Here is a 23,700-nt window from a genome sequence, read left to right on the forward strand (position 1 = left end):
CTCAGATCGGCGCGGCGACCGGGTGGGAGGACGGCGTCGCCAGCGTCACGGCGAAGTCGCCGTCGGGGTCGGTCCAGCGCTGCGCGGTCGCCCAGCCGGCGGCGGCGAGCTCCGCGTCGAGGCGGTCGGGGGTGAACTTCGCGCTGATCTCGGTGAGCAGGTCCTCGCCGCGTTCGAAGTCGACGGTGAGGGCGAGGGCGTCGATGCTCACCCGCTGGTCGCGCACCGCCCGCAGCCGCATCTCGATCCACGAGTCGGCCGCGTTCCACAGCGCGATGTGGGCGAAGCCGCGGACGTCGAAGTCGGCGCCGAGCTCCCGGTTGATCACGGTGAGCACGTTGCGGTTGAAGGCGGCGGTCACCCCGGCGCCGTCGTCGTAGGCGGCCACCAGCCGGTCGGGATCCTTGACCAGGTCCGTGCCGAGCAGCAGGGCGTCGTCCGGGGCCGTCTGCGCGCGCACCGTGCGCAGGAACTCCGTGCGGACGGCCGGGCGCATGTTGCCGATCGTGCCGCCGAGGAAGGCGACCAGGCGGCGGCCGCCCGCGGGCAGTCGTCCGAGGTGGCGTTCGAAGTCGCCGACGACCGCGTGCACGGTGAGGTCCGGGTAGGCGGCGAGCAGGCCCTGGCCCGCGCGAGCCAGTGTCTGCTCGTCGACGTCGAACGGGACGAACCGGCGCAGGCTGCCGCCGTCGCGCAGCGCGTCGAGCAGCAGCCTGGTCTTCGTCGACGTGCCGGAGCCGAGCTCGACGAGGGTGTCGGCGGGGCAGGCGGCGGCGATGTCGCCGGCGTGCCGGTCGAGGATCGCCCGTTCCCGCCGGGTGGGGTAGTACTCCGGCAACCTGGTGATCTCGTCGAAGAGCATGCCGCCGGTCGCGTCATAGAACCACTTCGGCGGCAGCGCGCGAGGGATGGATGTCAGCCCGGTGACCACGTCGCGGGCGAGCGCGACCGCGCGGTCCGTGTCACGGACATGCCGCTCCAGGGTGAGGCGGGATCCGGCGTCGTCCGTGCGGAGCTGGCCGGCGCGGATCGCGGCGTCGGCGGAATCAGTGGGGGTGGCCGTCCCGGCGGGGGCGGTCGTCGGGGTCCTCGGTGTCATCGTGGCGCCCTCCATCGACATTGTGCAACCCACGGTAATCGTACTAGGAGATCAAACTACGAAGAGTGACTTGGTGCGTGTCGGCCACCAGGAGGTGATGGTCCGGAACGTCGACCCAGCCCGGTTTGTCGTCGTCTGGTTCGCTCGCCACCAGCACGCCGTCCGGCTCGATCCGGTAGACGAGGGTGTCCCGCCAGGTCGTCGCCACCAGCTGGGATCCGTCGGTCACCAGCAGGTTGAGCCGGGCTGTCCCGCCGGGTGGGGCGGGCTCGTGACCGTCCGTCCAGTCGCCGGCCCATGGGGTGAGCGAGCCGGGCCGGCCCGCGAGAGCCGCCTGGCCCAGGGACGTCACGACATCGGCGACCGCGTCGGGCAGCGGGCTCTTGCCGGCCCGTTCGAACACGAGCGCCGCGAGCAGCGCCGAGTCGCAGGTCGAGTCGGGTGGCCCGGCGTCCGGTCGCTCGGCGAGCAGCGCCCGCGCGGCCGCCGGATCGACCCGGCCGTTGTGGCTGAGCAGCCGCACGCCGTCGGTGAACGGCGCGGTGGCCGTCTCCTCCACCGGCATGCCGAGGCTCGCGCCGCGCACCGCCGCCAGCACGCACCCCGACGCGATCACGCCCGCCATCGACGCGTAGGAGGCGTCCGTCCACATCGGGACGGCGCGTCGCACCCGGGCGGGCGCGGCCCGCAGGTCCGGGGCGTACCAGCCGACACCGAATCCGTCCGCGTTGATCGTGCCGTACCGCATCCGGCGCGGTGACCAGGACTGGCGCAGCAGGCTGAACGGGCGCTGGGTGGTCAGCGCCGCCAGTGTGCGGGGCGCTCCGAGCCAGGCTAGATGACGGCACACCGGCCGCTCCTTCCACACGGGGCCAGGGACCTGGCGGCGCGAGCGAGACGGTCGGTGACCTAGTCGTCGTCCGCGTCGCGGGCCAGCCGGAAGCCGGCGAAGATCTGCCGCCGGATCGGATAGTCCCAGTTGCGGAAGGTGGTGCGCACGGCGCTGCCGTCCGTCGCCCAGCTGCCGCCGCGCAGCACGCGGAACGCCGACTCCTCCCCCGGCGCGGGGAAGAAGACCTCGCTGTACTCGCGGTAGGGATGGGACCGGAAGCCCGGGTAAGGGGTGAATCCGCTCGCGGTCCATTCCCACACGTCCCCGATCATCTGCTCGGCTCCGCAGGGACTCGCGCCCGCGGGATAGGCCCCCAGCGGGGCCGGGCCGCTCGTGCGATGCCCCAGATTGGCACGGCCCGGCGTCGGATCGGTGTCTCCCCACGGATAGCGCCGTGAACGTCCGGTGGCCGGGTCGTGGGCGGCGGCCTTCTCCCATTCGGCCTCGGTGGGCAGCCGCCGGCCGGCCCAGTGGGCATGCGCCTGCGCCTCGTACCAGCAGACATGCTGCACCGGTTCGTCAAGGGGCACCGGCTCGACGTGCCCCAGCCGGCGGCGCAGCCAGGTGCCGCCGTCGCGCCACCAGAACGCCGGCGCTGTCAGCCCCTCCCGCTGCCGCCACTGCCAGCCGGCCGGCGACCACAGCCGCTCGTCGTCGTAGCCGCCGTCCTCGATGAACGCGATCTGCGCGCGGCTGCCGACGGGCAGCGTGTCGATCCAGAACGCCGGCAGGTTCACCTGGTGGGCGGGTCGCTCGTTGTCGTAGGCCCACGGGTCGGTGCTGGTGCCGAACGTGAACGGCCCCGCGGGCACGAACACCTCCCGATGCGCCACCTCGCGCCCGGGCGGAGCCGGGGCGCCCGGCGCGAGCAGCGGCGGGCCGGTGCGCAGCTGGTGGGTGGCGAGCATGGTCTCGTCGTGCTGGTGCTCGTGCTGGACGACCATCGCGTACACGAACCCGTCGGCGAGCAGCCGCCGGTGGCCACCATCAGGGAGCGGGGCGAGCCGGTCGAGCAGGTCGAGGGTGCGCCCGCGGACCTCGCGCAGGTAGGCACGGGCGGCCTCGGGGCCGAGCAGGGCCAGGCGCACCCGGCTGGCCCGGTCGTGGCGGAAGGCGTCGTAGACGTCGTCCAGGCCCGCCCGGGTGGCCGCCGCCGCGCCGAGGGCGCGCACCAGCCAGAGGTCCTCGTAGTTGCCGACGTGCGCGAGGTCCCAGACCAGCGGCGACATGAGCGGCGAGTGCTGGCGGACGAGCTCGTCGTCGTCGATGTCCGTGTAGGACAGCGAGCGCCGCCGGACCCGCTCCAGCGCCCGCGCGACGGCGTCCACGGTGAGCGGCACCGATGGCGACTCGCTCTCCTCGGCGGCCTGGGCGGACGCGGCGGCCCCGGCGGTCGTCGGATTCTCCGTCAGGCGACCGAAACGCAACTGTGTGCCTCCTCGCGCAGCAGACCGGCCGGGCCGATCAGGGCGATCCGTTCGGACAGGTCGTCGGCGGGGCAGCGGCCGCGCAAGGTGTGGCGCTCGGCGAATTGGTCGACCGCGTCCGCGAGCTCCGCGGCCTGCGCCCGGCGCAGGGCGTGGGCCGCCAGCTCCAGACAGCACAACGCCGCCCGCCGCAGCGGCTCGTCGGCCATCGCCTGCATCGAGGCCGCCGGCCAGCGGCGCGCGACCGGTGCGCAGGCCTCGGCCGCTCCCGCCGTGGCGGTCGGATCGTCCAGCAGCGCGGTGGTCACCGCCACCGCGACCTGCCAGTCGTCTCCGGGCTGGGCGTCGAGGTAGCGCAGCTCCCACCAACCCCGCGGTCGCACGGGCGGGAACACCGTCGTCGCGTGATAGCGCAGGTCGTCGAGGGTGGGCGGGCGGCTGGCGGGGCCGCGCCCGGCGAGCCAGTCGGCGAAGGTGTGCCCGCCGGTCGCCGCGGTGAAGTGCTGCTCCCCGCGCGCCTGCACGTCCGCGTCGCCTGGTTCGGCGATCATCATCAGACGGGCATCCAGCAGATAGCGTGCCCAGAGCTCGGCGAGATCGGCGGGGGCGGAATCGCGGGATTGATGCGTGCGAGGTATGTCCAAGCCACCCATGAACGTCGGATTATCGCAACTTTGCGTTGATTGCGGGTGAATATCGGGAGATTCGGGGTGCGTTGCCGCGGTGATGGCGGGCGGTTCCAGATCGAGCACGCTGCCGGTGCGGCTGGCGTCGATGCCGGTCCAGATCGCCTGGCGGGTGCTGCGCCAGCCGGTACGCCGCCCGGCCAGCGCGGGTGACGCGGCGAACATCGCCGTGAGCACCGGGCCGACCGTGTGCGCGAGCTGGAACCGCCGCCGCGCGTCCTCAACCGTGGCGCCGAGATCCAGGTTGACCTGGACGGACGCGGTGGAACACATCATCGCCGGGCCGGAGCGCCCGCCGCCGGTGCGGAAATGCTCCTCCATCGCGGCGTACCGCGACGCGATGGTCTGGCGGACCCCCGCCCGCAGCGGATCGGTGCCCATGCCGACGATCGCGAGGCCACGCTCGGCCAGCGCCGCCCGGACGAGCCGCAGGTCGGCGGCGGTCGACCGGATCGCGGTGCGCAGGTCCGCCGGCGGACCGGACAGTTCGAGCTGCCCGCCGGGTTCGAAGGTGATCCGGCTGCCGCCGGGCAGCACCGAACCGTCTCCACCCGCGCCGGCGGCCAGAGCCTCCCGGGTGCGCTCCGGCGCGATCAGCGTGTGGACGGCCCGCGGGTCGACCACGAACCACTCCGTCTCGATGCCGACGCAGGACCGCAGCAGAGGTGACCCGTCGTGACCGCCGTTGGCAGTATCTGGCCGCTGTTGTCTCATGGGCGTGACGCAGTGGGCGGCGAAGGCGAGTATCGCGTCGCCGTCGAGCGGGCGGGCCACGCTGTCCGATCCTGCAGGGTCGGTGGGCGGGGTGGTGGATGACTGTCGCGCGGCCGACGCACCGGCGAAGGGCGCGGTTGCCGGGGCGCGGCGGTGCGGTGGCGGGTCTTCGCTCCCCGCGCCCCGAGGTGTCGCGTGACGTGGCATCCTGCGGCTCCTTCTCGGTACTGCACCCGGTCGGCGCCGCGCCCGATGGCGGGTGCCCCGGGGGGTTCTCCCCCGTGCTGCCGACTCCCTACCCGGCCAGGCGCGCGGTGGCGTCTCGGCCAGTCCGCCGATGGGTGGTATAGATGTGGGTTCAACGTGGTTCTCTCTCGCATATTCCACGTCCCTGACCCTGTCGCTGTTGTGTATTCGATGGAATGGTGACCGGGATGGACCAGAAAGCCGGTAGCTCGTCGTGACCGACAACGACCCGGCCCGGTTCCGTCACCGGAGACAACGCCGAGCGCAACGGCGTCTAGACGGCGCCGGGAGGTGGTGACCGCGGACGTGTCCGGTCGGCAGTCAGCGGGACGTTCGGCCATGGCCGAGTACCTGCGGCGCAAGGAGCTCTATTCCGCCGAGCGCGGAGATCACAAACGGCGGGCGCTGATCCTCGCCGGCATGCTGGCCGCCGCCGCGGTCGCGGCCGTGGTGGTGCTCGCGGGCCTCGCCGGGCTGTCCGCGGGGGCGATGGCGCAGCTGTCGCTCGCCGCGGTGCTCGGGGTCGCCGCCGTCGCGGCGGCGCGTTTCTTCCGCACCCCGCCCGAGATCGAGGCGTGGCGTGAGGACGCCGAGGCCGAGCGCAGCACGGCCCGCGCGCTCGACCGCCTGGTCCGCGCCGGCTACACGGTGCTGCACGACCGCTCGCTGGCCGACTCGGCGGGCAACATCGACCATCTGGTCATCGGCCCGTCCGGCGCCTGGGTGATCGAGACCGACGCCCATCAGGGTCCCGTCCGCCAGAACGCGGCCGGCGTGTGGGCCGGCAAGGTGCCGCTGCGCGCCATGCTCGGCCTGGTCGCCTGGATGGGGGAGGAAGCCACCGCCCAGCTGCTCGGTGAGCTGCCGCAGGGCTGGGAGCTGGAGGTCCAGCCGGTGGTCGCGTTCGCGCGGGCCGAGGTGCCAGCCGGGCTCGCCCTCGTCGAGGGGGTGCTGCTGCTGCCCGCCACCGGGGTGGCCGACTACATCCTGTCCGCCGGCATGGTGCTGCGGCCGATCGATGTGGCGATGCTCGTCGACGTGGCCGAGCGGGCGTTCCCCGCCTACGAGGTGTCTGGGCCGCCACCGTCCTGGCCGACCCGCTCCCGCCTGCGCGGCCTGCTGCGGCGCTGATCCTGTCGTTGCCGGCCTGGCATCGCCCGTGGGCCGGTGGTCTCGGGCGGGCGACCAGGGCGTTGACGGCCCCGAGGGCGTGTCCCGTCGAGGGCGTTCCGCGGAACGCGCCCGGGCGCGACATCGCCGCGGACGCGGGATAACGTGGACGTGATCGAGCCGCCGCGGACCTGCGACGCCGACGACGGGACGCCGATGAGCACGAGGAGAGCGGACATGGCGCGCAAGATGACCGTGCTGGCGCTGCTGGCCGGGGCCGGAGCCGCCCTCACCGCCGCCCGGCGGCGGGCGCGCGGCGGCGAGGAGATCGACCTGTGGCGCGAGGCGACCTCCACCGCCGGCACCACCACCTCCACTCCGCGCTGAGCCGTCCGCGACGGCGCCGTCCGGCCTGAGCGGTCCGGCGGAGCCGTCCGACCTGGGTGGCTCCAAACTCACCTGACGGGCGGCCCGGGATCGGGCACCATGTGACCATGCTGCCCCGGGAGATCCTGGTCCGCCCAGGGTTCGTGCTTCCCGTCGCCGACCTGCGCTGGCGGTACTCGCGGTCGTCCGGCCCCGGTGGCCAGTCGGTGAACACGTCCGACTCGCGGGTCGAGCTCTCCTACGACGTCGCCGGCTCCCCGGCACTGTCGGCCGCGCTGCGGGACCGCGCCGTCGCGCGGCTCGGCGACCGACTGCACGACGGGGTGCTCACCATCGTCGCCAGCGAACACCGCTCCCAGCTGCGCAACCGGGAGGCGGCGCTGGACCGGCTGGTGGAGGCACTGCGCGCCGCGACGGCCCGCCCGGCCCGGGCTCGCCGGCCGACGGCGCCCACCCGTGGCTCCGTCGAGCGGCGCCTGTCCGCGAAGAAGCAGCGCTCCGCCACCAAGCGAACCCGTCGCGCGGCGCCACCCGACGACTGATCGGCCGATCCACTGATCGGCCCGCCCGCGGTCGTCGTCGTTCGAGCCCCGTTCCGGCCGCGTCCTGCCGACGCGTTCGGTGTCCCCGGTGGTCCCGCCAGGTCGTCCGATGTCCCGCGGGCGCTGGTCAGAGCTCGACGATGCCGACGTCGACGACGACCGTGCCGGAAAGCCCCACCGGCGCGGCGAGCAGCAGCTCGATCCGGGTCTGCGGCGGCAGGTCCTCGATCACGCGCAACGGGACGTGCACGGAGGCCCGGGCGCCGATGGGAAAGTAGCGCATCGGCGCGCCGTCACGCTGCAGGATCACGCAGATCAGCCCGTCGGTGGAGTTGCCGCCGCGGAAGTACAGCGGCTGCGCCGTGATGGCGGCGGGCACCGTGTAGGCGAACGCCGGACCGAGGGTGAACGGCGCCTCCAGCCCGCGACCCTCGAACGGGACGATTCCCTGCAGGAAGCGAGGAGTCGTGAACACGCGCCCGTCCTGTCCTTCCGCCCGCCGGGTGCCGGGATTCGGGCTCGGCGGCGCCCCGCTTCCCGCGCGGGCCCACTGCGCTCCGCTGCCCCCATGCTACGGACCCTTGGCCTTGGCCTTGGCCGGGATCATCCGGCCAGGTCAGGATAGTCGGGCGTGGCGCGCGCGGCGGGCGATCGCGGCGAGCCACTCGCGGCGGATGAGCCCCGAGGGCACGTCGATGAGCCGCCAGTAGCGGCCGAACGCCCGGCGGGCCGCGTCGTCGGTCGGGTGGATGGCCGTCGACGTGGACAACCGGCTGCCGCCGCGCTCGGGAACCACTGTGATCGTGGTGACGGCCTTCGCCCAGCCGGGCGTGTGGAAGGCGTCGAAGGCGTCGGCGTCGGTGATGCCGACGGGCCGGGGCACGCGGGCGTGCCAGAACTGGCCGATGATGCCGGCGGCGATGCCGTCCGCGTCCGCGCACAGGGGCAGGAATCCTCGGCTGGCGAACGTGTCCAGCATGGGGCGTGCTCCGTCGCCGTGCGCGACGCGGGATGGCCGCGCGCCCGGTGCCGCCGTCGACGCGCGGCCGCCGACCCTGCTCGGCAGCGTGCGCACGGCCATGAGCAGCCGGCCCAGCCGGAGCTCGTCGAGCGTCAGCTCATCCATCGCCCGCCGGACGTCTTCGGGCGGCGCGTCGACCCACCGCGTGTACCGGCTGCGGAACGGCGCCTCGGCCCAACGGTTCGCCAGAGCGAGAGATCCGGCCCGCGAGCCTGGCGCGGTCGAGCTGTGCGTGGTCGAGGCCGACGGTGTGTGCGGGGTGGGGGTGGTGGCCATGGGCGCTCCCGGCGGCGATCTGGCGTTCCATACGGTGCCGTATGGAGATGACCGTACGGTAGCGTATGGACATGGCCGTCGTCCCGTCCTCCGCGACCGGGGGTCGGCGGGTGCCGGGTGTCCGCGGCACGGGCGGCCCGCCGCGCCGGCTGTCACGGGAGGACTGGATCACGGGGGCGCTGGAGGCCATCGCGGCCGGCGGGCTGGCCGCCGTCGCGGTTGAGCCGGTCGCTGCCCGTCTGGGGGCTACCAAGGGCAGCTTCTACTGGCATTTCGCCAATCGGGAGGAGCTGCTGACCGCCGCCCTGCTGGTCTGGGAGCAGCGCGGAACCGCGGAGGTCATCGACGAGCTGGAGGCGATCGCCGATCCGGCGCTCCGACTGCGAGCGTTGTTCGCGCGTGCCTTCGGCGCGACGGTGACGGGCAGCGTGGAGGCCGCTCTGCTCGCCGACGCGCCGTCCCCGCTGGTCGCGCCGGTGCTGGAGCGGGTGACCCAGCGCCGGCTTGAATACCTCGAACGGATCTACTCGGCGCTCGGCCAGCCCGCGCCGCAGGCCCGCGGCCGGGCCGTGCTCGCCTACACCACGTACCTGGGCCTGTTCTCCCTGCGCCGGGCCGCGCCGACAGCGGTGACGGAGAAAGGGCTGAGCGCCGCCCTGGAGCAGTTCCTGGCTTCCCCGCCAGAAGCGGGTGGCACGCCGTCCGAAGAGTAGCCGGGCGCCACGTCCGGGTGGGACGTTCCTGGTCGGGCGCTTCGCCTGGCATCGGCGCGGCGAAGGGTGCACGGTGGGGTCATGGCTGCCCCTTCATCATCCCGTCCGATCATCGGGCCGGCGGACCCGGACGCGGGACCGGCGCAGGAGGCCGGCATCGAGTCCGCGGTCGCGGCGGCGTCCGGTTCCGGTCTGCCCTCGTCGGGCTACCTGCCTTCGGTGATCCCGCACGACCTTCTCGCCGGCTGTGCCGCCGCGCACCGGCGCCTGCTCGACCTCGTCGACCGGGTGGATGACGAGGTGCTGCGCCGCCCGTGCGCCCTGCCGGGGTGGAGCGTCGCGCACCTGCTCACCCATCTGGCCCGCAACGCGGAGGCCCATGCCGGGATGGTCGAGGGCGCGTCCGCCGGCGAGGTCGTCGACATGTATCCCGGCGGGGCACGTCAGCGTGCCGACGACATCGCCGCCGGCGAACGGGTCGAGGCCGCGACCGCGCGCGCCGAGCTGGCCGCCGCCATCGCCCGGCTGGAGCGGGCCTGGGACGCGACCCATGTGGACGTCTGGCGTTCCGGCGCCGGCCGGGTCAGCTCCTACGGCGTGACCACGCTCGCGGATCTGGTCTTCCTGCGCTGGCGCGAGGTCGAGATCCATCTCGTGGATCTGGATCTCGCTGATCTGGGCGGTCCCCGCTGGGCCGACCTCACCCCCGCGTACGTCGACGTCGAATGGGAGCGGACGATCCGCGGCCTGCCTGACCGGGTCCCGCCCGAGGTCACGCTGCTGCTGACGCCGGGGGACCGGCCGTCGCATGCCGCCGGCCGGCGCGGCGAGCGGATCGTGGTCGTGGATGACGCGACGCTGCCCGCGCTGGCCTGGCTGACCGGCCGGGTGCCCGGCCGCGACGGATGGCCCGAGCTCACCCCCTGGTTCTGAACCGACTCCTGATCGTCGCCGGTGCCGGCCTCTGCCGCTCAGACGTCTGACCAAGCCGTCAGGTGGGCGCCGCCGTCACGCTGGCAGGGGCCTCCCGCCGGCGTCGTTGCCGGACGGTGCGTGATCGTCGCCCGGTTGTGCGTCTCCCGCCCATCGGTGGGCAACGGGCAGGCGTAAGAATGCTTGCCGTGTCGGACAACCTGGACAGTGTGGGTCGGGCCCTGGGCGGGGCCCCGCGCGGCGGGCGTGCGCGGAGCACCACATGATCACGATGGCGCTGTTCAACAACAAGGGCGGCGTCGGCAAGACGACGCTGGCCTACCACCTGGCCCACATGCTGCAGCGGATGGGCCACCGGGTGCTCGCCGTCGACCTCGACCCCCAGGCGAACCTCACCGCCCAGTTCCTCGACGAGGACGAGCTGACCATGCTGTGGAGCGAGCCGGAGGACACGGCGTCGTCCGCGCCGAAGCCCTTCGACCTCGACCTCGACACCCGTCGGCCGCGCACCACCGCGAGGACCGGCACGATGGCCACCGCCATCGAACCGATCATGGAGGGCATCGGCGACGTCGAGATGTTCGAGCCGGTGACGATCGAGGACGGTCTGTGGCTGCTGCCCGGGGACGTCGAGCTCAGCGTCTTCGAGGACCGGCTGTCCGCCGCCTGGCCGAACAGCTTCCTCGGCAAGGATGTCGCCGCCCTGCGCACGACGACAGCGTTGCACCGGGTCATCGACAACGGCGCGCGGGCCGTCGGGGCCGACATCGTCCTCATCGACGTCGGCCCGAACCTCGGCGCCATCAACCGGGCGTCGCTGCTGTCCGCCGACACGGTGCTCATGCCGCTGGCCGCCGACCTGTTCTCGCTGCGCGGCCTGCGCAACCTCGGCCCGACACTGCGCGAGTGGCGGTCCACCTGGCAGAGCACCGTGCTGCCGAAGGTTCCCGACCGGATCCCCGCGCCACGCGCCCTGATGATGCCGATCGGCTACATCATCATGCAGCCCCCCACCCGCACCGACCGCCCCGCCAAGGCCCACGACCGCTGGCTCGACCGCATCCCCGAGGTCTTCGCCACCTCGGTCCTGACGTCGGGCAACCCCGGGTCCCGCGACCGCTCCTTCGAGATCGCCACCATGCGGCACTACGCCAACCTGATCCCGCTCGCCCACGACGCCCGCAAGCCCATGTTCGAGCTGCGCGCCGCCGACGGCGCCGTCGGTGGCACCGCGACCGCCGTCCGCCGCTGCTACTCGGACTTCCGCGACCTCGCCCTCAAGGTCCGCGAACGCCTCGCCTACATCGACCCCACCCTCCGCCGCCCCGACTCCCGCTGACCCCAACCGCCTTGTGGCCGCTGGCGTCTACGTCTACCTCCGCCGACGCCGGCCCCCGCCACCTGCCGCCCGTCGACCGCGTGAAACGGCGTCGATCACGAACAGTAACCATCGTCGCCAAGGTTTCCTCGTGGCTGTGGCTGTCGAGGCGGGTCGTCGACCGGAGTGATGCATGGCAGACGGGTACCGTGTCGCCAGTTCGCGGTTCCCCGTCCGATTTGCCCCAGAATTCGCGACACACGCTGCCACATCAGTGCCGCGCTGGCGGGCGGCGGGTGACATGCTGCCGCCTCCATCGTCAGCGCAGCGTGACATCGCAGGCCGCAGACCTGCCTGCCGGCCTGCGGCCGTGTCCGCCCGAGCGGGCTCGTCCGAGTGCAGCTCCTGCCCCGGCTACTCCCCGACGCCCAGTCGCCGCAGCGGTTACGCTGGGCGCCAGCGGGGCCAGGGGGTCGCCGCACATGTGGTCTTCGAGTTCTCTCCCTCGCGAACGTCCAGCGCGGCCCGGATGACGTAGTCTGGTGACGCGCCTCGCCGCGCGGCTCCCGGCCTCCGGGTCGGCAGCCCCGTCCGGCGGTCGCGCCGAGGGGGCGTAGCTCAATTGGCAGAGCACTGCCTTTGCAAGGCAGGGGTTCGGGGTTCAAATCCCCGCGTCTCCACGCGCTGATTCCTCATGGTTGTTGCCCTTCGGGCACCTTCCCAGCAGCCGCGATGCTGGCCGGGGGGACGACCCCCCGAACCCCCCGGGTGTGGCGTGGCGGCATCCTGAGATCGTTGTCTAGCCAAAGAGGGAAGGCCTCGTGCGGGTACGAAGCCTTCACCCCCATCGCACGACCGGGTGGCGGTCGGCGGGGTCAGCGGGTCACAGCGATGGAAGTGCAGTCGGACGAAGCGGAACGTCTCGGCGTGGACCTGGCAGCGGCGTGCCCGGAAGATGTGCCGCAGCGCCTCGGCCTGCTCCGCCCATTTCTGCGGCGTCTGCCCTGGCAGCAGCTCCACCCGCAGGACGTCGACGGCACGGGTGGAACGGATCGTGCGGATACGCGGGAAGACCTCGTCGAACGTCACCTGATCACCGGTCGACGCAGGCATCCGGATCGCGAGATCCGTATGCACCATCGCCGACTGCCACCGCCAGCGGTAGACGAACGCCAGCCGCGCCCGCCCCAACACCCAGCAGCCCAACCAGGCCAGCGACCGCGGATGCAGCCGCGCCCAGGCAAGCACCACCACAGCCAGGCCGCCGAGCAGCGCGCCCAGGCCCACCATGCCGAACCGGTGCGTGAACAGCAGCAGCCCCACCACGACCACGACCGCCACGCGGTGACGGAAACCCCAGCGAACCGCCAGCCACACGACCTTGCAGGCAGCGGCCAGCAGCAGCATCCACAGCGGAACCCGGACCTTGTCCATGCGGGTAGGGATACGCGGCGACGGCCGGTCGCCATTGATTCTGGACATGACAGATACCCACCTGATTTCGAGCGCACGAAACTACAGGGGTAGGAGAAACGGAGAATTGAGCGGTCGACCGGAGCGAGAAGGCGGGTCGACGAGGGCGACCAGTAAAGCGGCGCTATGCGGCGCGGCGTTCCAGCCTGTCGGCGGGTTCCGCGGCCGTGGTCGCCGCGTCCTCGGCGTCGAGCTGGTGAGTCTCGCAGGCGATGAGGTACTCGTTGACGGCGGCGAGCAGCTTGTACGCGAAGCCGATGTGGTCGCCGGCCGGCGCCTCGGGCGCGGCGCAGATGGTCAGGTGCAGATCACCGCGTCCACCGCCAGGATCGGCCGGCGGTCCGGGTAGGTGTGGCAGCTCACGAACCAGTCCGTGCCCACGGCCAGGCCCACCGAGGAGTACGACGTCGTCACCTTGCCGCCGCTCATGCCGCCACCGCCGACGTCCGACGAGCCGGAGTCCCCACCGCCTGCATGGCCGACGCACGCAGCGCGAACCCCTGCCGCGGCCGAGAGCCGCTGGTGTCCACCCACGGCGTCACCGTCAGCCCCTCGAACACCACCGGGCGAAACGGCGTCCCCGGCATCACGTCCGGCGGCACCGGCTGCACCTCGGCCGTGATCTTCACCTTCACCTCGGCCTGCCGGGCCGCCGGGTCCGCGTCCAGTACCCGGACCACCCACAACCGCTCGCCGGTGTCCTTGTCCCGCGCCTGCACATCCGACAGGTTCGCCTTCACCTTGTCGTAGTCGCTCGCCGCCTCCACCTCCAGCACGAACGCACCAGCCGGAAACACGTCCTCGAATCGCACCGGAATGCGAGTAGGAACAGCCATGGAGAAGACCTCCGAGTGAGTCTGCCCCGCCACCGGGGTTCCGGCGCCGCCAGGCAGAACCCACTCTGAACCGCTCACCAACCGCTCGCCAAGTCTTTTCGTATCCATGTATACGCGCGGAGTATCGAAGCTATCCGGTGACCGGCTAGAATATCCACTCAGCGTCACGCTAGCTTTGCCATATGGCAAACCAGTGGGGAGTTCCGCCGTACACCGCCCGCGGAAAGGTCGAGGGCGAAGACTGGCAGGCCGTGGCCGACGCTGTCAACGAGCGGATGGCCGCCCTGAGGCTCGGACAGCAGGCGCTTGCCAATGCCTCCGGAGTGTCCGTCGCGACTCTACGGCAGCTCCAGCATGGAGCCCGCGGCCGGAGGATTCAGAACGCGACGCTCACTGCGGTCTCCCGCGCGCTCGACTGGCCGGACGACCACCTCATCCACGTCCTGGTCCAGAACGCCGCCCCGCAGCAGGAACCGGCGGACACCGCCGCCGACATCGCCGGCACCGACCGGCAGATCCTCGCCGTCCTGCTCCGCATCGAAGAGCGCCTCACCGACCTGGCGGAGCGCATCGTTCCAGGCGTGAGCCGTGGCCGGCAGGAGGACGACGGCAACGGGCCGCGCCCGGCGAAGTGATTCAGCGCCGAGCACGGCCCGTTCCGATCTCGGGCCGTAGGAGGCCCTCAGCTCACGCGACCGGCGGCACCCCGAGCGCGTGCAGGATCGCCCGACGCACCAGTTCGAGGGCCTCCACCTGGCCGGCTTGGAACGCGGCGCGCTCCCCGTTGGTCATCCACCGCGAGTCCGGTCGGCAGGGATGCAGGTCGAGGGTCGTCCTGAGCGCCGCGCCCGCCAGGCCCCGCCGGGAGGGCTCCACGTCGTCACCGGGATTGGGGGAGTAGTCGGCCGACGCCCGGTAGACGAGCACCATGTCGACATCCCCGAAGGACTCGGCGAAGGTCAGCCCGGCCGGCATCCGTGCCACCGCGCGCAGCAGGTCAGCGGAGTCGGAGCCCGGCTGGATGATCACGGCCCACTCCGCCGCACCCCAGGGCAGCAGAGCGACGGCGGGTGGTCTGCCCTGGTCACCCTGCCCACTGGCGGGCGGTGGGCTCGGCGCGGTCACATCCGTCCGATCGGACGACGCAGCCGAGGTCATGGCCGCCGCCGACGGTTCGGATAGCGCGCCGCCAGATGATCCAGGGCGAGTCGGGACCCGGCCGGTGGCCGCAGCGCCTCCGGGACCGCGAGCCGCAGCGCGGACACCTGGTAGTCATCCGTCCAGCGCCTCTCCACGACGAACAGATCGGCGGCGGCGGGGGAGTCGAAGGCGCCGAAGACGTCGCGTACTTGCCGTCCGTCCCCGGGTTGAAAGCGGACGACGCCGAACATCAGCGCGTCCGGATCGAGTCCACCACCCGTCCCAAATGTGATCATAATCTGCCCTCCCGGGTCCGCGACATGCACAGGGGCAGCTCCCTGCCGGGCGGCCAGCCTGGCCGGAGCCGTTGCTTTCCCACCGTCCAGCCAGGACAGATGTCACGGAAGGGCGCCGGACGTATACGCCCAGACTTCCGATCTATACGGAGACCGGATAAGCTGCCACGCAGTCGATCGAGGACTGACGGTCCTGTTCCTACCGTCCGGAGGCGCTACGTGGTGTCCGTCCGCCGTCCGCTCCCCCAGGCCCCGCCCGATCTGTGGGACCGCCCGGACATGTCCGAGGCCCTTGCCCGCCGGGACATCGGCGCGGTTTTCAAGATCTACCGTCAGTGGACGGGAGCGACGCAGACGCAGATCGCTGCCGTCTGCGAGGTCCCGCAGTCCCATGTGAGCGAGATCCAGAACGGTCGCCGCCAGGTCACCAGCCTGGAGATCTTCGAGCGCATCGCCGACGGAATCGGTATCCCACGTACGCGTATCGGCCTGGCCGAGAAGCCGGGCACCGTTCCCGGTCCCCGACCCGAGCCGGGCGTTCCGGCCGCGGAGGTGCCGAGCGACGTTGTGCGCGTGTACCCAAGCCGTGCCGCCGTGCCCGCCGACCTGTGGCGCACTCTCTTCGCCGACGCGACGCATCAGGTCGACGTCCTCGTGATCGCCGGCCTGTTCCTTCCCGACGGCCACGCCGACTTCACGCACGTCCTTCGCCGCAAGAGCGAGAGCGGCGTGAAGATCCGCTATGCGCTCGGAGACCCCGAGTCGACAGCGGTCAGTCTGCGCGGGGATGAGGAGGGCATCGGCGACGGCTTGGCCGCCCGGACCCGGATCACCCTCACCTACCTTGCCGCCCTACGGGACGCGCCCGGGGTCGATCTCCGCCTGCACCGCACCACGCTCTACAACTCGATCTACCGGTTTGACGGCGAGATGCTCGTGAACACTCACGTCTACGGTGCCCCCGCCGCCCACTCGCCCGTCCTGCATCTCCACGCCCGGTCCGGTGGCCTGTTCGACCACTACGCGGCGAGCTTCGAACGCGTCTGGGCCTCCACGGAAGGAGCCTGATACCCGTGGCACGCATCGACTACTTCAACGACCCGAACGCCCCCAAGGCGAACAGCGTCGTCCCGTCCGTCACCGCGGTCGTCACCGACGAGGCCGGGCGCATCCTCATGGTCCACAAGACCGACAACGACCTGTGGGCCCTGCCTGGAGGCGGCATGGACCTCGGTGAGTCCATCACCGATGCGGCTGTCCGCGAGACCAAGGAGGAGACCGGCGTCGATATCGAGGTCACCGGACTGATCGGGGTGTATACAAACCCGCGGCACGTCCTGGCCTACGACGACGGCGAGGTCCGCCAGCAGTTCTCCCTCTGCTTCACTACCCGCAATCTCGGCGGCGAGCTGCGGACCTCCAGCGAGACGAAGGAGGTCAATTGGGTGGCCCCTGCCGACCTCGACGCGCTGAACATCCATCCTTCGATGCGTCTCCGGATCGATCACTACCTTGAGCACCGACCCGCGCCCTACCTCGGCTGAACCGCCGCGAGCCGTGCCATGGTCCGGTCGACCGATGCTGCCAGGTCCGGCCGGGACCTGGTGATGGATCGGTACACGACCGAACCCTCCCCGTACCGCGAAAGGATCTCTGCTATCCGCTCCGGAAAGGCGAACCGCTGCCCCTGGGGACCCCTGGTCATGTCCGCGGTGCACAGCGCGTCCATCACGGCCGACTCTTCCAGCTCCCAGGCGGCCAGTTCCGCCGTCAGAGCGCGCTCCTCGGCCTCGTACCGGGCGCACGAGTGATGCGCGACGAGGGCACACAGCCGTTCTGGTGCGTCCTGGGCCGCCAGGAACCGAGCCCCGTCGACGGGGTGGAACCGCAGATGCCCGATGGACGGGGCGTACCCGATGTCATGCAGCCAGGCCGCAGACACCAACAGGTCCCGCTCCGCCGGATCGACAGCCGCCGAGACCTCCCGTGCGACAGCCGCAACCGCCTGCACATGCCGCCACCGATCCCCCAGCGGGGTCAGAAGCTCGCTCGCCAACCGCTCAGCAGCCGCTACCTCCACCCGATCACCGTACGGCCCACGCCGCCGAGCCGTCAGCCACTGCCGCAGACTGCCGAAACCCCCGATTTAGGATCAAGGGTGAAGCACCGGCTGCGCCACACGGCCGGCTGCGCGCGGCCGTGGCCGGCCGTGCTCGCCGGGTGTGTCGCATATGAATTACTTGGTCCTATAAGGCATCATCCATCGGGAGGGGTTCGGTGACGCACTCGCAGTTGCCAATCGAGGATGCCGCGGTACGCGATCTGCGACTAGATCTCGGTAATTACCGATTTCCGGTAAGGCGTCCGACGGAACATGCAGCGATGAACTATCTCTTCGTTGCCCACGACGCCATGTCTACTGCCCGTAGTATCCTACGTGAGGGCTACGTAGATAATGAGCTTCCGCTCGTCGTTAAGGAGAACGGCCGCCTTGTAATCTTGGAGGGGAACCGTCGCCTCTCCGCGCTTCGCGGGCTACTCACTCCGCAGCTGGTGCCCGCCTTTCAGTCCGATCTGGAAGCCCTCCTTCGCCGCTATCCTCTTGAGGCGGAAGACCTTCCAGAGACGGTCCGAGTAATGCGATTCCCTAACAGGGAAGCTGCTGCCCCGGTACTGGCGCGACTACATATTGGCGAATCTAAGCGACGTTGGGGTCTTGATGAGCAGGCCAAGTTTGTATTTGCCCAGATCGGAAACGGTGTATCCGTCAAAGAGTTGAAAGAGCAACTACCCGCCATCAAAGATGTGGTGCGTTTGATTCGCATGGGCAACGTTCGTGAGATGCTTATTCAGATCGACTATCGTGACCCGTCGTTGGCCGCGTATGCGGCGGGATCCGACCTGGCGATGTCCGCCTTCGAATATGCCTATCGTAACGCCGAGATTCAGACGGCAATCGGTATCTCTTTCGACAGTAGTGGCAATTTGACGACCCGTCCGTCCACCTCCGCGCATGTGGCAGCCCTGTCGCGCCTTCTGCGAGGGTTCCTCGCAGGTGAACTGAATAGCCGTAGGGGTCTTAAGCCTGGCACCCAAGAGTTTTCCGACCTGCTGACCGCGATGCGAGAGGCATCACTTCCCGCCTCTCTCGAGCAGTCTGACTCCGCAGGGTCGTCCGTTACCGATGATAATCCGTCACGCGAAACTTCCTCTGATAGCCCACCTGTCAAGCCGACAGAAAATCCTTCCGCGAATGCCAACCGGGCGACAGGTCGAGGAAATGGAGGTACTCCTGCGGCGAAGTCTCAACCGGCGGATACCTCAGACTCCAATAGTCCTCGCCGAGGTCCTAACAGCCCTGAGACGAGAAGAACTCTCGACTTCTCGGGCATCGAGGAGGAGCACCTCCCCCTACCCCTCAAGCACCGTCTACGGGAGCTTCGCCGCGTCGACGTCGTTGAATTTCCGGCGGCCGCTACCATGCTAATGAGATCTGTGCTGGAGGCATCAATCAAGGAACACTATGGCCTTAAACATGGCCCAGCCGCTACGGGCACCCTTGGCGACGTAATGAAAACAATTACTGCTGACTATGAGAAGGTTGGCCACCTATCGCATGCGATAGCTACAGTGAACAGTACGAAGAAGGGTGCGAGTACAACGCCCGGAACTGGAATGTGGTTCAACCTGGTCGCCCATAGTGTCCACATTGACGTGGACTCTCGGCAGGTGCACCAGGCGTGGCGTCTCGTCTTCCCGCTCGTCAGGTTCCTGCTGATGCCGTAGGCTCAGAATCTGCAATAATTTCTGCAACGCTATCCGAAGTGACGATCAATTCATCGGCGCGCCCTGGATGACGTGCAGAGTAATTCAAGCAATATCTACGCTGGAACCGTTCGGCATAGAGTCTTTCGATAAGATCGGAAGTGTCATAGGTCATCAGCCAGTGTGCACAACTGGCGCTATTTACAATCTTCGCAAGAGCCGTGTGATCTCGATGCTCGAAGGAGTTTAGATACAGCTGTGAGCCTGCTCTTACGTACGGCGGATCGATGTACATGAAAGTGTTTTCGTCGTCTGCATGTGCGCGGATCACTGCGCGACCATCCATGTTACTGACGGTGATCCGATGAGATAGTTTATCTATTGCTCTCAGTCTCTCGACAAGAGTAGCTCTGTTGAATCTGGCATCAATCTTATATTTTCCAGTCTGTTTCAATCCTCCGATCACGCCGCCGCGCAGCACGCCAGAACGGTTGGTTCGATTGAGGAAGAAAAAGGAAAAGCCAAGAGAAAGTGGATCCGATTCGTCCGCGCTTCGATAGATCTCGCGCTGTCGCAGCCATTCCGAGATCGTCAAGGGGGTCGCCTCTACGAGATCAATGAATGCGTCGCCCTGGTAGACCGCGCTACGCCAGAATGCGTATACCGCAGGATCCAGATCATTGATCACAAGATGATCAATAAGTCCATTGCGCAAGAGGGCGATCCCGGCTCCTGCGCCCCCGGCATATGGCTCGACGTACCGCGGCTCGGTGAGCCTCAAATTGGCTAGGATGTCTGCGAAGAGTCCAGCCAGCGCAGCTTTACCGCCCGGGTACCGCAAGGGAGAGAGCGTGCCGTAGCGGCGGGAGGCGACTACCTTGGCACGCTCCACTTCCCGGGTCCTCTCATCAGGCGTCGGCGTGCTGGGCACGCGACGTGGTCGGGTGTCCCTCCACTCTGGCAGACTCGCGGCCGCGGGGTCAGCTCAACCAGCAGAGCGGCCGGGCGCCTTCACCTCTAGGTGCACTAGGACATCGCTCCTCACGTCCCAACCTCAACCTTTGAGCAACCGGCGTCCCACACACGGTCACAGGTTCACGAAGGCCACCGGCCGCCGAGCCGCAGGTTGATGAACGCTGTACCGCGATGCGCGGCTGCGGACGTCAGCAAGGCCGATGCCCGACGGTTGTCTCTCCTGCGCGTAGCATGCCTGCGGTCCCGGTCGGCTTGCCATCGGGTGTAGCCAACCGTGTAGCCAAGCCGACGGACGTCCACGAACGGGGGCGGTCGATGGTGGTCGAGACAGCCAGATAGGACGGGGCGCGGCGGACGGACACGGACATCAGTGGACGGATCGGGCCGACTTTGCAAGGCAGGGGTTCGGGGTTCAAATCCCCGCGTCTCCACCAGCATATTTGCATGATCGACTACCCCTCACGATCATCGCCGGTCAGCGAATCGTCAGCAGAGTCGGTCAGCGCGTCTCGCAGCCGGTCCTCGTAGTCGCGTGGACGGTGGGTGTACCGGTCGAGCGTCGTACTCGCACGTTCGTGCCCGAGTGCGACCTGCACGACGTTCACAGGCACCCCTTCCGTGATCAGCCACGTCGCGTAGCAGTGCCGCAGCCCGTGGAAGGTCAGGGAGTCCGCCGCCGCCCGAGCCGGAACCCAGACGTGGCGACGAAAGTTCGACCGCCGCAGGAAGTCGCCGCCCGAGTCCGGAAACACCAAGTCGTCCGCACCCGCGGGGACGAGCTCCGCATGACGCCGGAGGTGAGTCACGAGAACCGGCGGCAGCGGGACCGTGCGCCGACCCGCTTCCGACTTCGGATAGAGCTTCCTCGCCAGCCGACCCGACACCTCCACCACCGTTTCGATGACCACGAGCCGCCGCGCGTCCAGGTCCACCTGAGCCCAGCGGAGACCGGCGCACTCACCCCACCGAAGCCCCGCGTAGGCAGCCGTCAACACGAGCGCCCGATATCGTTCAGGCAGCGCAGGCAGAACCTTGCCGACCAGCTCAGCCCGAGTGATCGGCGCGTCGACCGACCCGCGCGCCCTCCGAGCCGGAAGACTCACACCTTCACACGGGTTGATGGCCACCAGCCGAGCCCGGACGGCCGCCTTCATCGCCGAGTACAACAGCCGGAAGCAGGCCACCACGGTCTGTGGCGCGAGCCTCTCCGAGAGGCGAGTCACCCACCCTTGCACGTCCAGATATCCGATGGCGATCAGCGGCCAGTCTCCCCACTGCGGCAGTACGTGGCATCGCATACGGGAATCCGACGCCGCAGCCGTTGTCAGCTCCACATTCCGTGCAGCTATCCACCTTGCCGCGTGGTCGCGGAACAGGATCTTCCCCGCCGACGGATCGAGGTACGCGCCGCGCGACTTTTCCGCCTCCACCGTCGCCAGAAACGCGCGAGCGTCCTTCTTCGTCCGGAACGTCTTCGCTCGCTGACGCGCGACCCCGACTTGGAGATCAATTGGCCTTCTTGCCTAATAGGCGGGGACGACGGTACGTGCGCTTCGCGCGTTACCGGGACCACATCAATGAACTTCCCTACCTCCCCACGCACGGCGTTCGGCCCGACCAACATCGTCCACCAGCAGACCCGCGCCCGCTACGTCGTCTCCCGCGCCACCCGCCCGGCCTGGCCACTCCCCGTCACCACCACCACATCCGCAGCGTGATCACCCAAACGCGGTCCCAGACGTAGTACGCAGAGTCGGAAGACCGCCTACCGTCCGCTGCTGGCCTGCCGGCCTGGCCTCACCTCAGGTGCCGGGCGAAGAACCGGGCCCCGTCGTCCACCTCGAACCACGGGGCGCCGGTGTGTCCGCCGAGGTTGACGTGCAGGGTCTTCTCCTGGAGCCGAAGACGTCGAACAGGTCCAGGGCCGACTGCCGGTCGTTGCCCTCATCGTCCCACTGCAGCAGGACCTGCAGCGGAATGGTGACCTGCCGGGCCTGGTCGACCAGGGCGTCGGGCACGAAAGTCCCGGCGAAGAACACGGCGGCCGAGATGCGCGGCTCGACCACCGCCAACCGGATGCCGAGGGCGATCAGTCCGCCCCCGAACCCGACCGGGCCGTCGATCTCGGGCAGCGCAAGGAGTGCGTCGAGGGTGGCCTGCCATTCCGGAACCGACGCGTCGACCAGCGGGAGGACGAGGGCGTTGACGATCTCGCCGACCGGCTCGCCGGCCGCCATCGCCCGGCGCAGGTTGGCGCGGGCCGCCTCGGCTTCGGCAGAGCGGGGGCGGTCACCGCTGCCGGGGAGCTCGATGGTCGCCGCGGCGAAGCCGTACTGTGCCGCGTAGTGCCGGGCCCGCCCCGCCAGCCGGGGGCGCATCGTGGGTAGCCCGCCGGGGTGGCCGACCAGGATCAGCGGCACCGGTCCGGAAACGGATCCGGGCGTCCACAGGACGCCGGGGATCTCCCCGAGGGAGCTGTGGCCGTTCTTCACCCGCCACGCCAGGTGCGCGCCGGTCGCGGCCGCGACCCGTCAGCGACCCATCGAGAAGAGGTTCCGGTCCGCCAGGTTCAACGTCCCCCGTGCCAACTGCCCGACCAGCGGTCCCACAGCACCTGCTCGCTGCGGGGGTGACGATCTTCGCGCAGGTCAGACAGACCCACCATGTTGGTCCTGCGTGGACCCCGGTCGCCGTCGACCATCACGCAATGCACCCGGACGATGAGGAGATGTGACGATTCTGCATTCTCGGCGTAACGGCGTGTACATTCTCGTATGTGAGCCTGAGGAATCCTGGCATCTGCCCGGCTAGGCGGCGTGCCTCTGATCCTTGAATGGCGGGTGATCCCATGGCTGATATCGTGACGCTGGCAGCGTCCGTGAACGATATTCCCAGCATGTCGGAAACGGATGCGATGCTGGAGGAGCTGCGCAGGCTGCCGCGGACCGTGGAGACCGCCAACCTCATTGATGGTCTTCTGGATTTCCGGTCGCTGCTGGCGATCTCGACGGATCCCGCCCGCGAGGCGTGAACCCGGGCAGGCGCGCCGGGGAAGGGGCTGAAGGTCCCTGGTCGCGCCTGCCCGGTCCGTGGAGCGCTCTTACTGGGCGCCGAAGGGCTGCTGGCCCTGCTGGCCCTGGCCGCCCTCCCCGAACCGCTCGCCGGACACGCCGCCCTGGCCCGCGCCCACGCCAGCCAGTTCGCGCAGTCGGTTCTCGACGTACCGCTCGCTGTGGTTCGTGCGGTCCGCGATCCGCGCGATGAGGTCGTTGATGCCGGTCGCGGCGTCGATGTCCGACGTGCCGACCTGGCCGAACTGGTCGAGCAGGCGGTAACGCAGCTGTCGCCAGTTCTGCCGCAGCTGCTGCTCGAGCTGCTGACGCTGCTGCTGCTCCTGCTGAGTCATTCTATGATTCCTTCCTCGTGGTTCTTGTTTGCCTGGCGTTCCCCGCGAGAAGAGACGCTATCCAACGCCTTCGCGGCGCACCACCTGACTACCGAGTCGGCGTGGATAGTCGCAACTCACGGAATGTCTCGGCTTTCGTGGTATCTCGGATTTCGTAGTTATGTGGCGGGCTCTCCCGGGCGTAACCGGTCAGGTCTCGTAGATCGTTTGTTTTTGTTGCGCCCCGAGCGCGGGGAAGGAGCTTTTTGAAGGTAGGCCGGTAGCTCATTACACGTGCGTGCTGCACGGACGATGGAGGAGGCGGACCCTTGATCGTGAGGGCCGCAGGCGCTCCTGCGTCGCCCTACGGGGGGAGGAGTAAGCCACTTCAAGGTGCGTTAGCTGAAGACTGAGCATTTTCAATGTTATTTTACGTGAATTGCGGGAATGTTCCGTCGCGCGCGTT

At 69.6% G+C, this 23,700-nt stretch carries 27 protein-coding genes, 1 tRNA gene and 1 pseudogene; 13 read left to right on the forward strand and 16 right to left on the reverse strand.

The annotated features are described in order from the left end of the window. Position 1: 1 nt before the first annotated feature. The 4 genes from egtD to egtA are packed head-to-tail and all read right to left on the reverse strand — an operon-like array spanning position 2 to position 5,025. Positions 2 to 1,099, reverse strand: a complete 1,098-nt coding sequence (gene egtD, locus C1A33_RS25100) for an L-histidine N(alpha)-methyltransferase (RefSeq protein WP_101833916.1) — start codon at positions 1,097 to 1,099, stop codon at positions 2 to 4. Between the two features lie 43 nt (positions 1,100 to 1,142). Then, on the reverse strand, positions 1,143 to 1,949 hold the full coding sequence (locus C1A33_RS25105; RefSeq protein WP_101833880.1) for a class II glutamine amidotransferase domain-containing protein: 807 nt from the start codon (positions 1,947 to 1,949) through the stop codon (positions 1,143 to 1,145). Between the two features lie 59 nt (positions 1,950 to 2,008). Next, positions 2,009 to 3,418: an ergothioneine biosynthesis protein EgtB gene (gene egtB / locus C1A33_RS25110; protein WP_101833882.1), complete on the reverse strand. Its 1,410-nt coding sequence runs from the start codon at positions 3,416 to 3,418 to the stop codon at positions 2,009 to 2,011. After that, positions 3,400 to 5,025, reverse strand: coding sequence for an ergothioneine biosynthesis glutamate--cysteine ligase EgtA (gene egtA / locus C1A33_RS25115; RefSeq protein ID WP_101833884.1), 1,626 nt, complete (start codon positions 5,023 to 5,025; stop codon positions 3,400 to 3,402). The genes egtB and egtA overlap by 19 nt, the downstream gene beginning before the upstream one ends. 378 nt (positions 5,026 to 5,403) lie before the next feature. Between egtA and C1A33_RS25120 the strand changes: the two genes are divergently transcribed. From C1A33_RS25120 to arfB, 3 genes are all read left to right on the forward strand, one after another. Next, the gene (locus C1A33_RS25120) at positions 5,404 to 6,195 is read left to right on the forward strand and encodes a nuclease-related domain-containing protein (protein ID WP_101833886.1); all 792 of its coding nucleotides are present in this window, start codon (positions 5,404 to 5,406) and stop codon (positions 6,193 to 6,195) included. Between the two features lie 144 nt (positions 6,196 to 6,339). Then, positions 6,340 to 6,561 carry a DLW-39 family protein gene (locus C1A33_RS25125; RefSeq protein WP_243407929.1) on the forward strand — a complete coding sequence of 74 codons (222 nt, stop codon included), beginning with the start codon at positions 6,340 to 6,342 and terminating at the stop codon, positions 6,559 to 6,561. A 107-nt stretch (positions 6,562 to 6,668) separates the two neighbouring features. Then, the gene (gene arfB, locus C1A33_RS25130; protein WP_101833920.1) at positions 6,669 to 7,103 is read left to right on the forward strand and encodes an alternative ribosome rescue aminoacyl-tRNA hydrolase ArfB; all 435 of its coding nucleotides are present in this window, start codon (positions 6,669 to 6,671) and stop codon (positions 7,101 to 7,103) included. A gap of 127 nt (positions 7,104 to 7,230) precedes the next feature. On the opposite strand, the gene C1A33_RS25135 is transcribed toward arfB, so the two are convergent. Together C1A33_RS25135 and C1A33_RS25140 are read right to left on the reverse strand one after the other, a co-directional pair. Then, a complete protein-coding gene (locus C1A33_RS25135) occupies positions 7,231 to 7,578 on the reverse strand; it encodes a molybdopterin oxidoreductase (RefSeq protein WP_101833888.1) in 348 nt (115 codons plus the stop codon). A 141-nt stretch (positions 7,579 to 7,719) separates the two neighbouring features. Continuing rightward, positions 7,720 to 8,400 carry a hypothetical protein gene (locus tag C1A33_RS25140; protein ID WP_101833890.1) on the reverse strand — a complete coding sequence of 227 codons (681 nt, stop codon included), beginning with the start codon at positions 8,398 to 8,400 and terminating at the stop codon, positions 7,720 to 7,722. Between the two features lie 71 nt (positions 8,401 to 8,471). On the opposite strand from C1A33_RS25140, the gene C1A33_RS25145 reads away from it, so the two are divergent. The 4 genes from C1A33_RS25145 (at position 8,472) to C1A33_RS25160 (ending at position 12,044) form a co-directional block, all read left to right on the forward strand. After that, positions 8,472 to 9,113, forward strand: a complete 642-nt coding sequence (locus C1A33_RS25145) for a TetR/AcrR family transcriptional regulator (RefSeq protein ID WP_101833922.1) — start codon at positions 8,472 to 8,474, stop codon at positions 9,111 to 9,113. A gap of 81 nt (positions 9,114 to 9,194) precedes the next feature. After that, a complete protein-coding gene (locus tag C1A33_RS25150; protein WP_101833892.1) occupies positions 9,195 to 10,046 on the forward strand; it encodes a maleylpyruvate isomerase N-terminal domain-containing protein in 852 nt (283 codons plus the stop codon). A gap of 262 nt (positions 10,047 to 10,308) precedes the next feature. Further along, a complete protein-coding gene (locus tag C1A33_RS25155) occupies positions 10,309 to 11,385 on the forward strand; it encodes a ParA family protein (RefSeq protein ID WP_101833894.1) in 1,077 nt (358 codons plus the stop codon). Between the two features lie 586 nt (positions 11,386 to 11,971). Next, positions 11,972 to 12,044, forward strand: a tRNA-Ala gene (locus tag C1A33_RS25160). Between the two features lie 166 nt (positions 12,045 to 12,210). Here C1A33_RS25160 and C1A33_RS37070 read toward each other — a convergent pair. The 3 genes and pseudogenes from C1A33_RS37070 to C1A33_RS25175 all read right to left on the reverse strand — a co-directional run. Then, positions 12,211 to 12,846, reverse strand: a pseudogene (locus C1A33_RS37070) (FtsK/SpoIIIE domain-containing protein); the annotation flags it as partial. 288 nt (positions 12,847 to 13,134) lie between these two features. After that, positions 13,135 to 13,266, reverse strand: coding sequence for a hypothetical protein (locus tag C1A33_RS37595; RefSeq protein WP_279354695.1), 132 nt, complete (start codon positions 13,264 to 13,266; stop codon positions 13,135 to 13,137). Then, a complete protein-coding gene (locus C1A33_RS25175; protein ID WP_101833923.1) occupies positions 13,263 to 13,673 on the reverse strand; it encodes a plasmid replication, integration and excision activator in 411 nt (136 codons plus the stop codon). The genes C1A33_RS37595 and C1A33_RS25175 overlap by 4 nt, the downstream gene beginning before the upstream one ends. 182 nt (positions 13,674 to 13,855) lie before the next feature. Here C1A33_RS25175 and C1A33_RS25180 point away from each other — a divergent pair, with 182 nt between their 5' ends. After that, positions 13,856 to 14,308 carry a helix-turn-helix domain-containing protein gene (locus tag C1A33_RS25180; protein WP_101833896.1) on the forward strand — a complete coding sequence of 151 codons (453 nt, stop codon included), beginning with the start codon at positions 13,856 to 13,858 and terminating at the stop codon, positions 14,306 to 14,308. Between the two features lie 52 nt (positions 14,309 to 14,360). On the opposite strand, the gene C1A33_RS25185 is transcribed toward C1A33_RS25180, so the two are convergent. Together C1A33_RS25185 and C1A33_RS25190 are read right to left on the reverse strand one after the other, a co-directional pair. Further along, positions 14,361 to 14,798: a hypothetical protein gene (locus C1A33_RS25185; RefSeq protein WP_243407930.1), complete on the reverse strand. Its 438-nt coding sequence runs from the start codon at positions 14,796 to 14,798 to the stop codon at positions 14,361 to 14,363. 29 nt (positions 14,799 to 14,827) lie between these two features. Beyond that, positions 14,828 to 15,109 (reverse strand): hypothetical protein, encoded by a 282-nt coding sequence (locus tag C1A33_RS25190; protein ID WP_101833900.1) that lies wholly within the window; start codon positions 15,107 to 15,109, stop codon positions 14,828 to 14,830. Positions 15,110 to 15,388: 279 nt separating this feature from the next. On the opposite strand from C1A33_RS25190, the gene C1A33_RS25195 reads away from it, so the two are divergent. Both C1A33_RS25195 and C1A33_RS25200 read left to right on the forward strand, forming a co-directional pair. Further along, positions 15,389 to 16,177: a helix-turn-helix domain-containing protein gene (locus tag C1A33_RS25195; RefSeq protein WP_243407931.1), complete on the forward strand. Its 789-nt coding sequence runs from the start codon at positions 15,389 to 15,391 to the stop codon at positions 16,175 to 16,177. Positions 16,178 to 16,182: 5 nt separating this feature from the next. After that, positions 16,183 to 16,653, forward strand: coding sequence for an NUDIX hydrolase (locus tag C1A33_RS25200; protein WP_101833903.1), 471 nt, complete (start codon positions 16,183 to 16,185; stop codon positions 16,651 to 16,653). On the opposite strand, the gene C1A33_RS25205 is transcribed toward C1A33_RS25200, so the two are convergent. Next, positions 16,641 to 17,189, reverse strand: coding sequence for an HD domain-containing protein (locus tag C1A33_RS25205; RefSeq protein ID WP_101833904.1), 549 nt, complete (start codon positions 17,187 to 17,189; stop codon positions 16,641 to 16,643). The genes C1A33_RS25200 and C1A33_RS25205 overlap by 13 nt on opposite strands. A 302-nt stretch (positions 17,190 to 17,491) precedes the next feature. Here C1A33_RS25205 and C1A33_RS34360 point away from each other — a divergent pair, with 302 nt between their 5' ends. Further along, the gene (locus C1A33_RS34360; RefSeq protein WP_133150824.1) at positions 17,492 to 18,895 is read left to right on the forward strand and encodes a hypothetical protein; all 1,404 of its coding nucleotides are present in this window, start codon (positions 17,492 to 17,494) and stop codon (positions 18,893 to 18,895) included. Here the strand turns inward: C1A33_RS34360 and C1A33_RS25210 are convergent. Continuing rightward, positions 18,873 to 19,766, reverse strand: a complete 894-nt coding sequence (locus C1A33_RS25210) for a DNA adenine methylase (RefSeq protein ID WP_101833905.1) — start codon at positions 19,764 to 19,766, stop codon at positions 18,873 to 18,875. The genes C1A33_RS34360 and C1A33_RS25210 overlap by 23 nt on opposite strands. A 535-nt stretch (positions 19,767 to 20,301) precedes the next feature. Further along, positions 20,302 to 21,279 carry a tyrosine-type recombinase/integrase gene (locus C1A33_RS25220; protein WP_243407932.1) on the reverse strand — a complete coding sequence of 326 codons (978 nt, stop codon included), beginning with the start codon at positions 21,277 to 21,279 and terminating at the stop codon, positions 20,302 to 20,304. A gap of 147 nt (positions 21,280 to 21,426) precedes the next feature. On the opposite strand from C1A33_RS25220, the gene C1A33_RS35275 reads away from it, so the two are divergent. Then, positions 21,427 to 21,567, forward strand: coding sequence for a hypothetical protein (locus C1A33_RS35275; protein WP_165818580.1), 141 nt, complete (start codon positions 21,427 to 21,429; stop codon positions 21,565 to 21,567). An 84-nt stretch (positions 21,568 to 21,651) separates the two neighbouring features. Here the strand turns inward: C1A33_RS35275 and C1A33_RS25225 are convergent, their stop codons facing one another. Beyond that, positions 21,652 to 22,341, reverse strand: coding sequence for a dienelactone hydrolase family protein (locus C1A33_RS25225; RefSeq protein ID WP_243407933.1), 690 nt, complete (start codon positions 22,339 to 22,341; stop codon positions 21,652 to 21,654). Positions 22,342 to 22,697: 356 nt separating this feature from the next. Between C1A33_RS25225 and C1A33_RS25230 the strand changes: the two genes are divergently transcribed. After that, positions 22,698 to 22,880 carry a hypothetical protein gene (locus C1A33_RS25230; RefSeq protein WP_101833908.1) on the forward strand — a complete coding sequence of 61 codons (183 nt, stop codon included), beginning with the start codon at positions 22,698 to 22,700 and terminating at the stop codon, positions 22,878 to 22,880. A gap of 69 nt (positions 22,881 to 22,949) precedes the next feature. On the opposite strand, the gene C1A33_RS25235 is transcribed toward C1A33_RS25230, so the two are convergent. Continuing rightward, a complete protein-coding gene (locus C1A33_RS25235) occupies positions 22,950 to 23,255 on the reverse strand; it encodes a hypothetical protein (protein ID WP_101833911.1) in 306 nt (101 codons plus the stop codon). Positions 23,256 to 23,700: the final 445 nt, after the last annotated feature.

The organism is Frankia canadensis (genome assembly GCF_900197875.1).
Classification (GTDB): domain Bacteria; phylum Actinomycetota; class Actinomycetes; order Frankiales; family Frankiaceae; genus Frankia; species Frankia canadensis.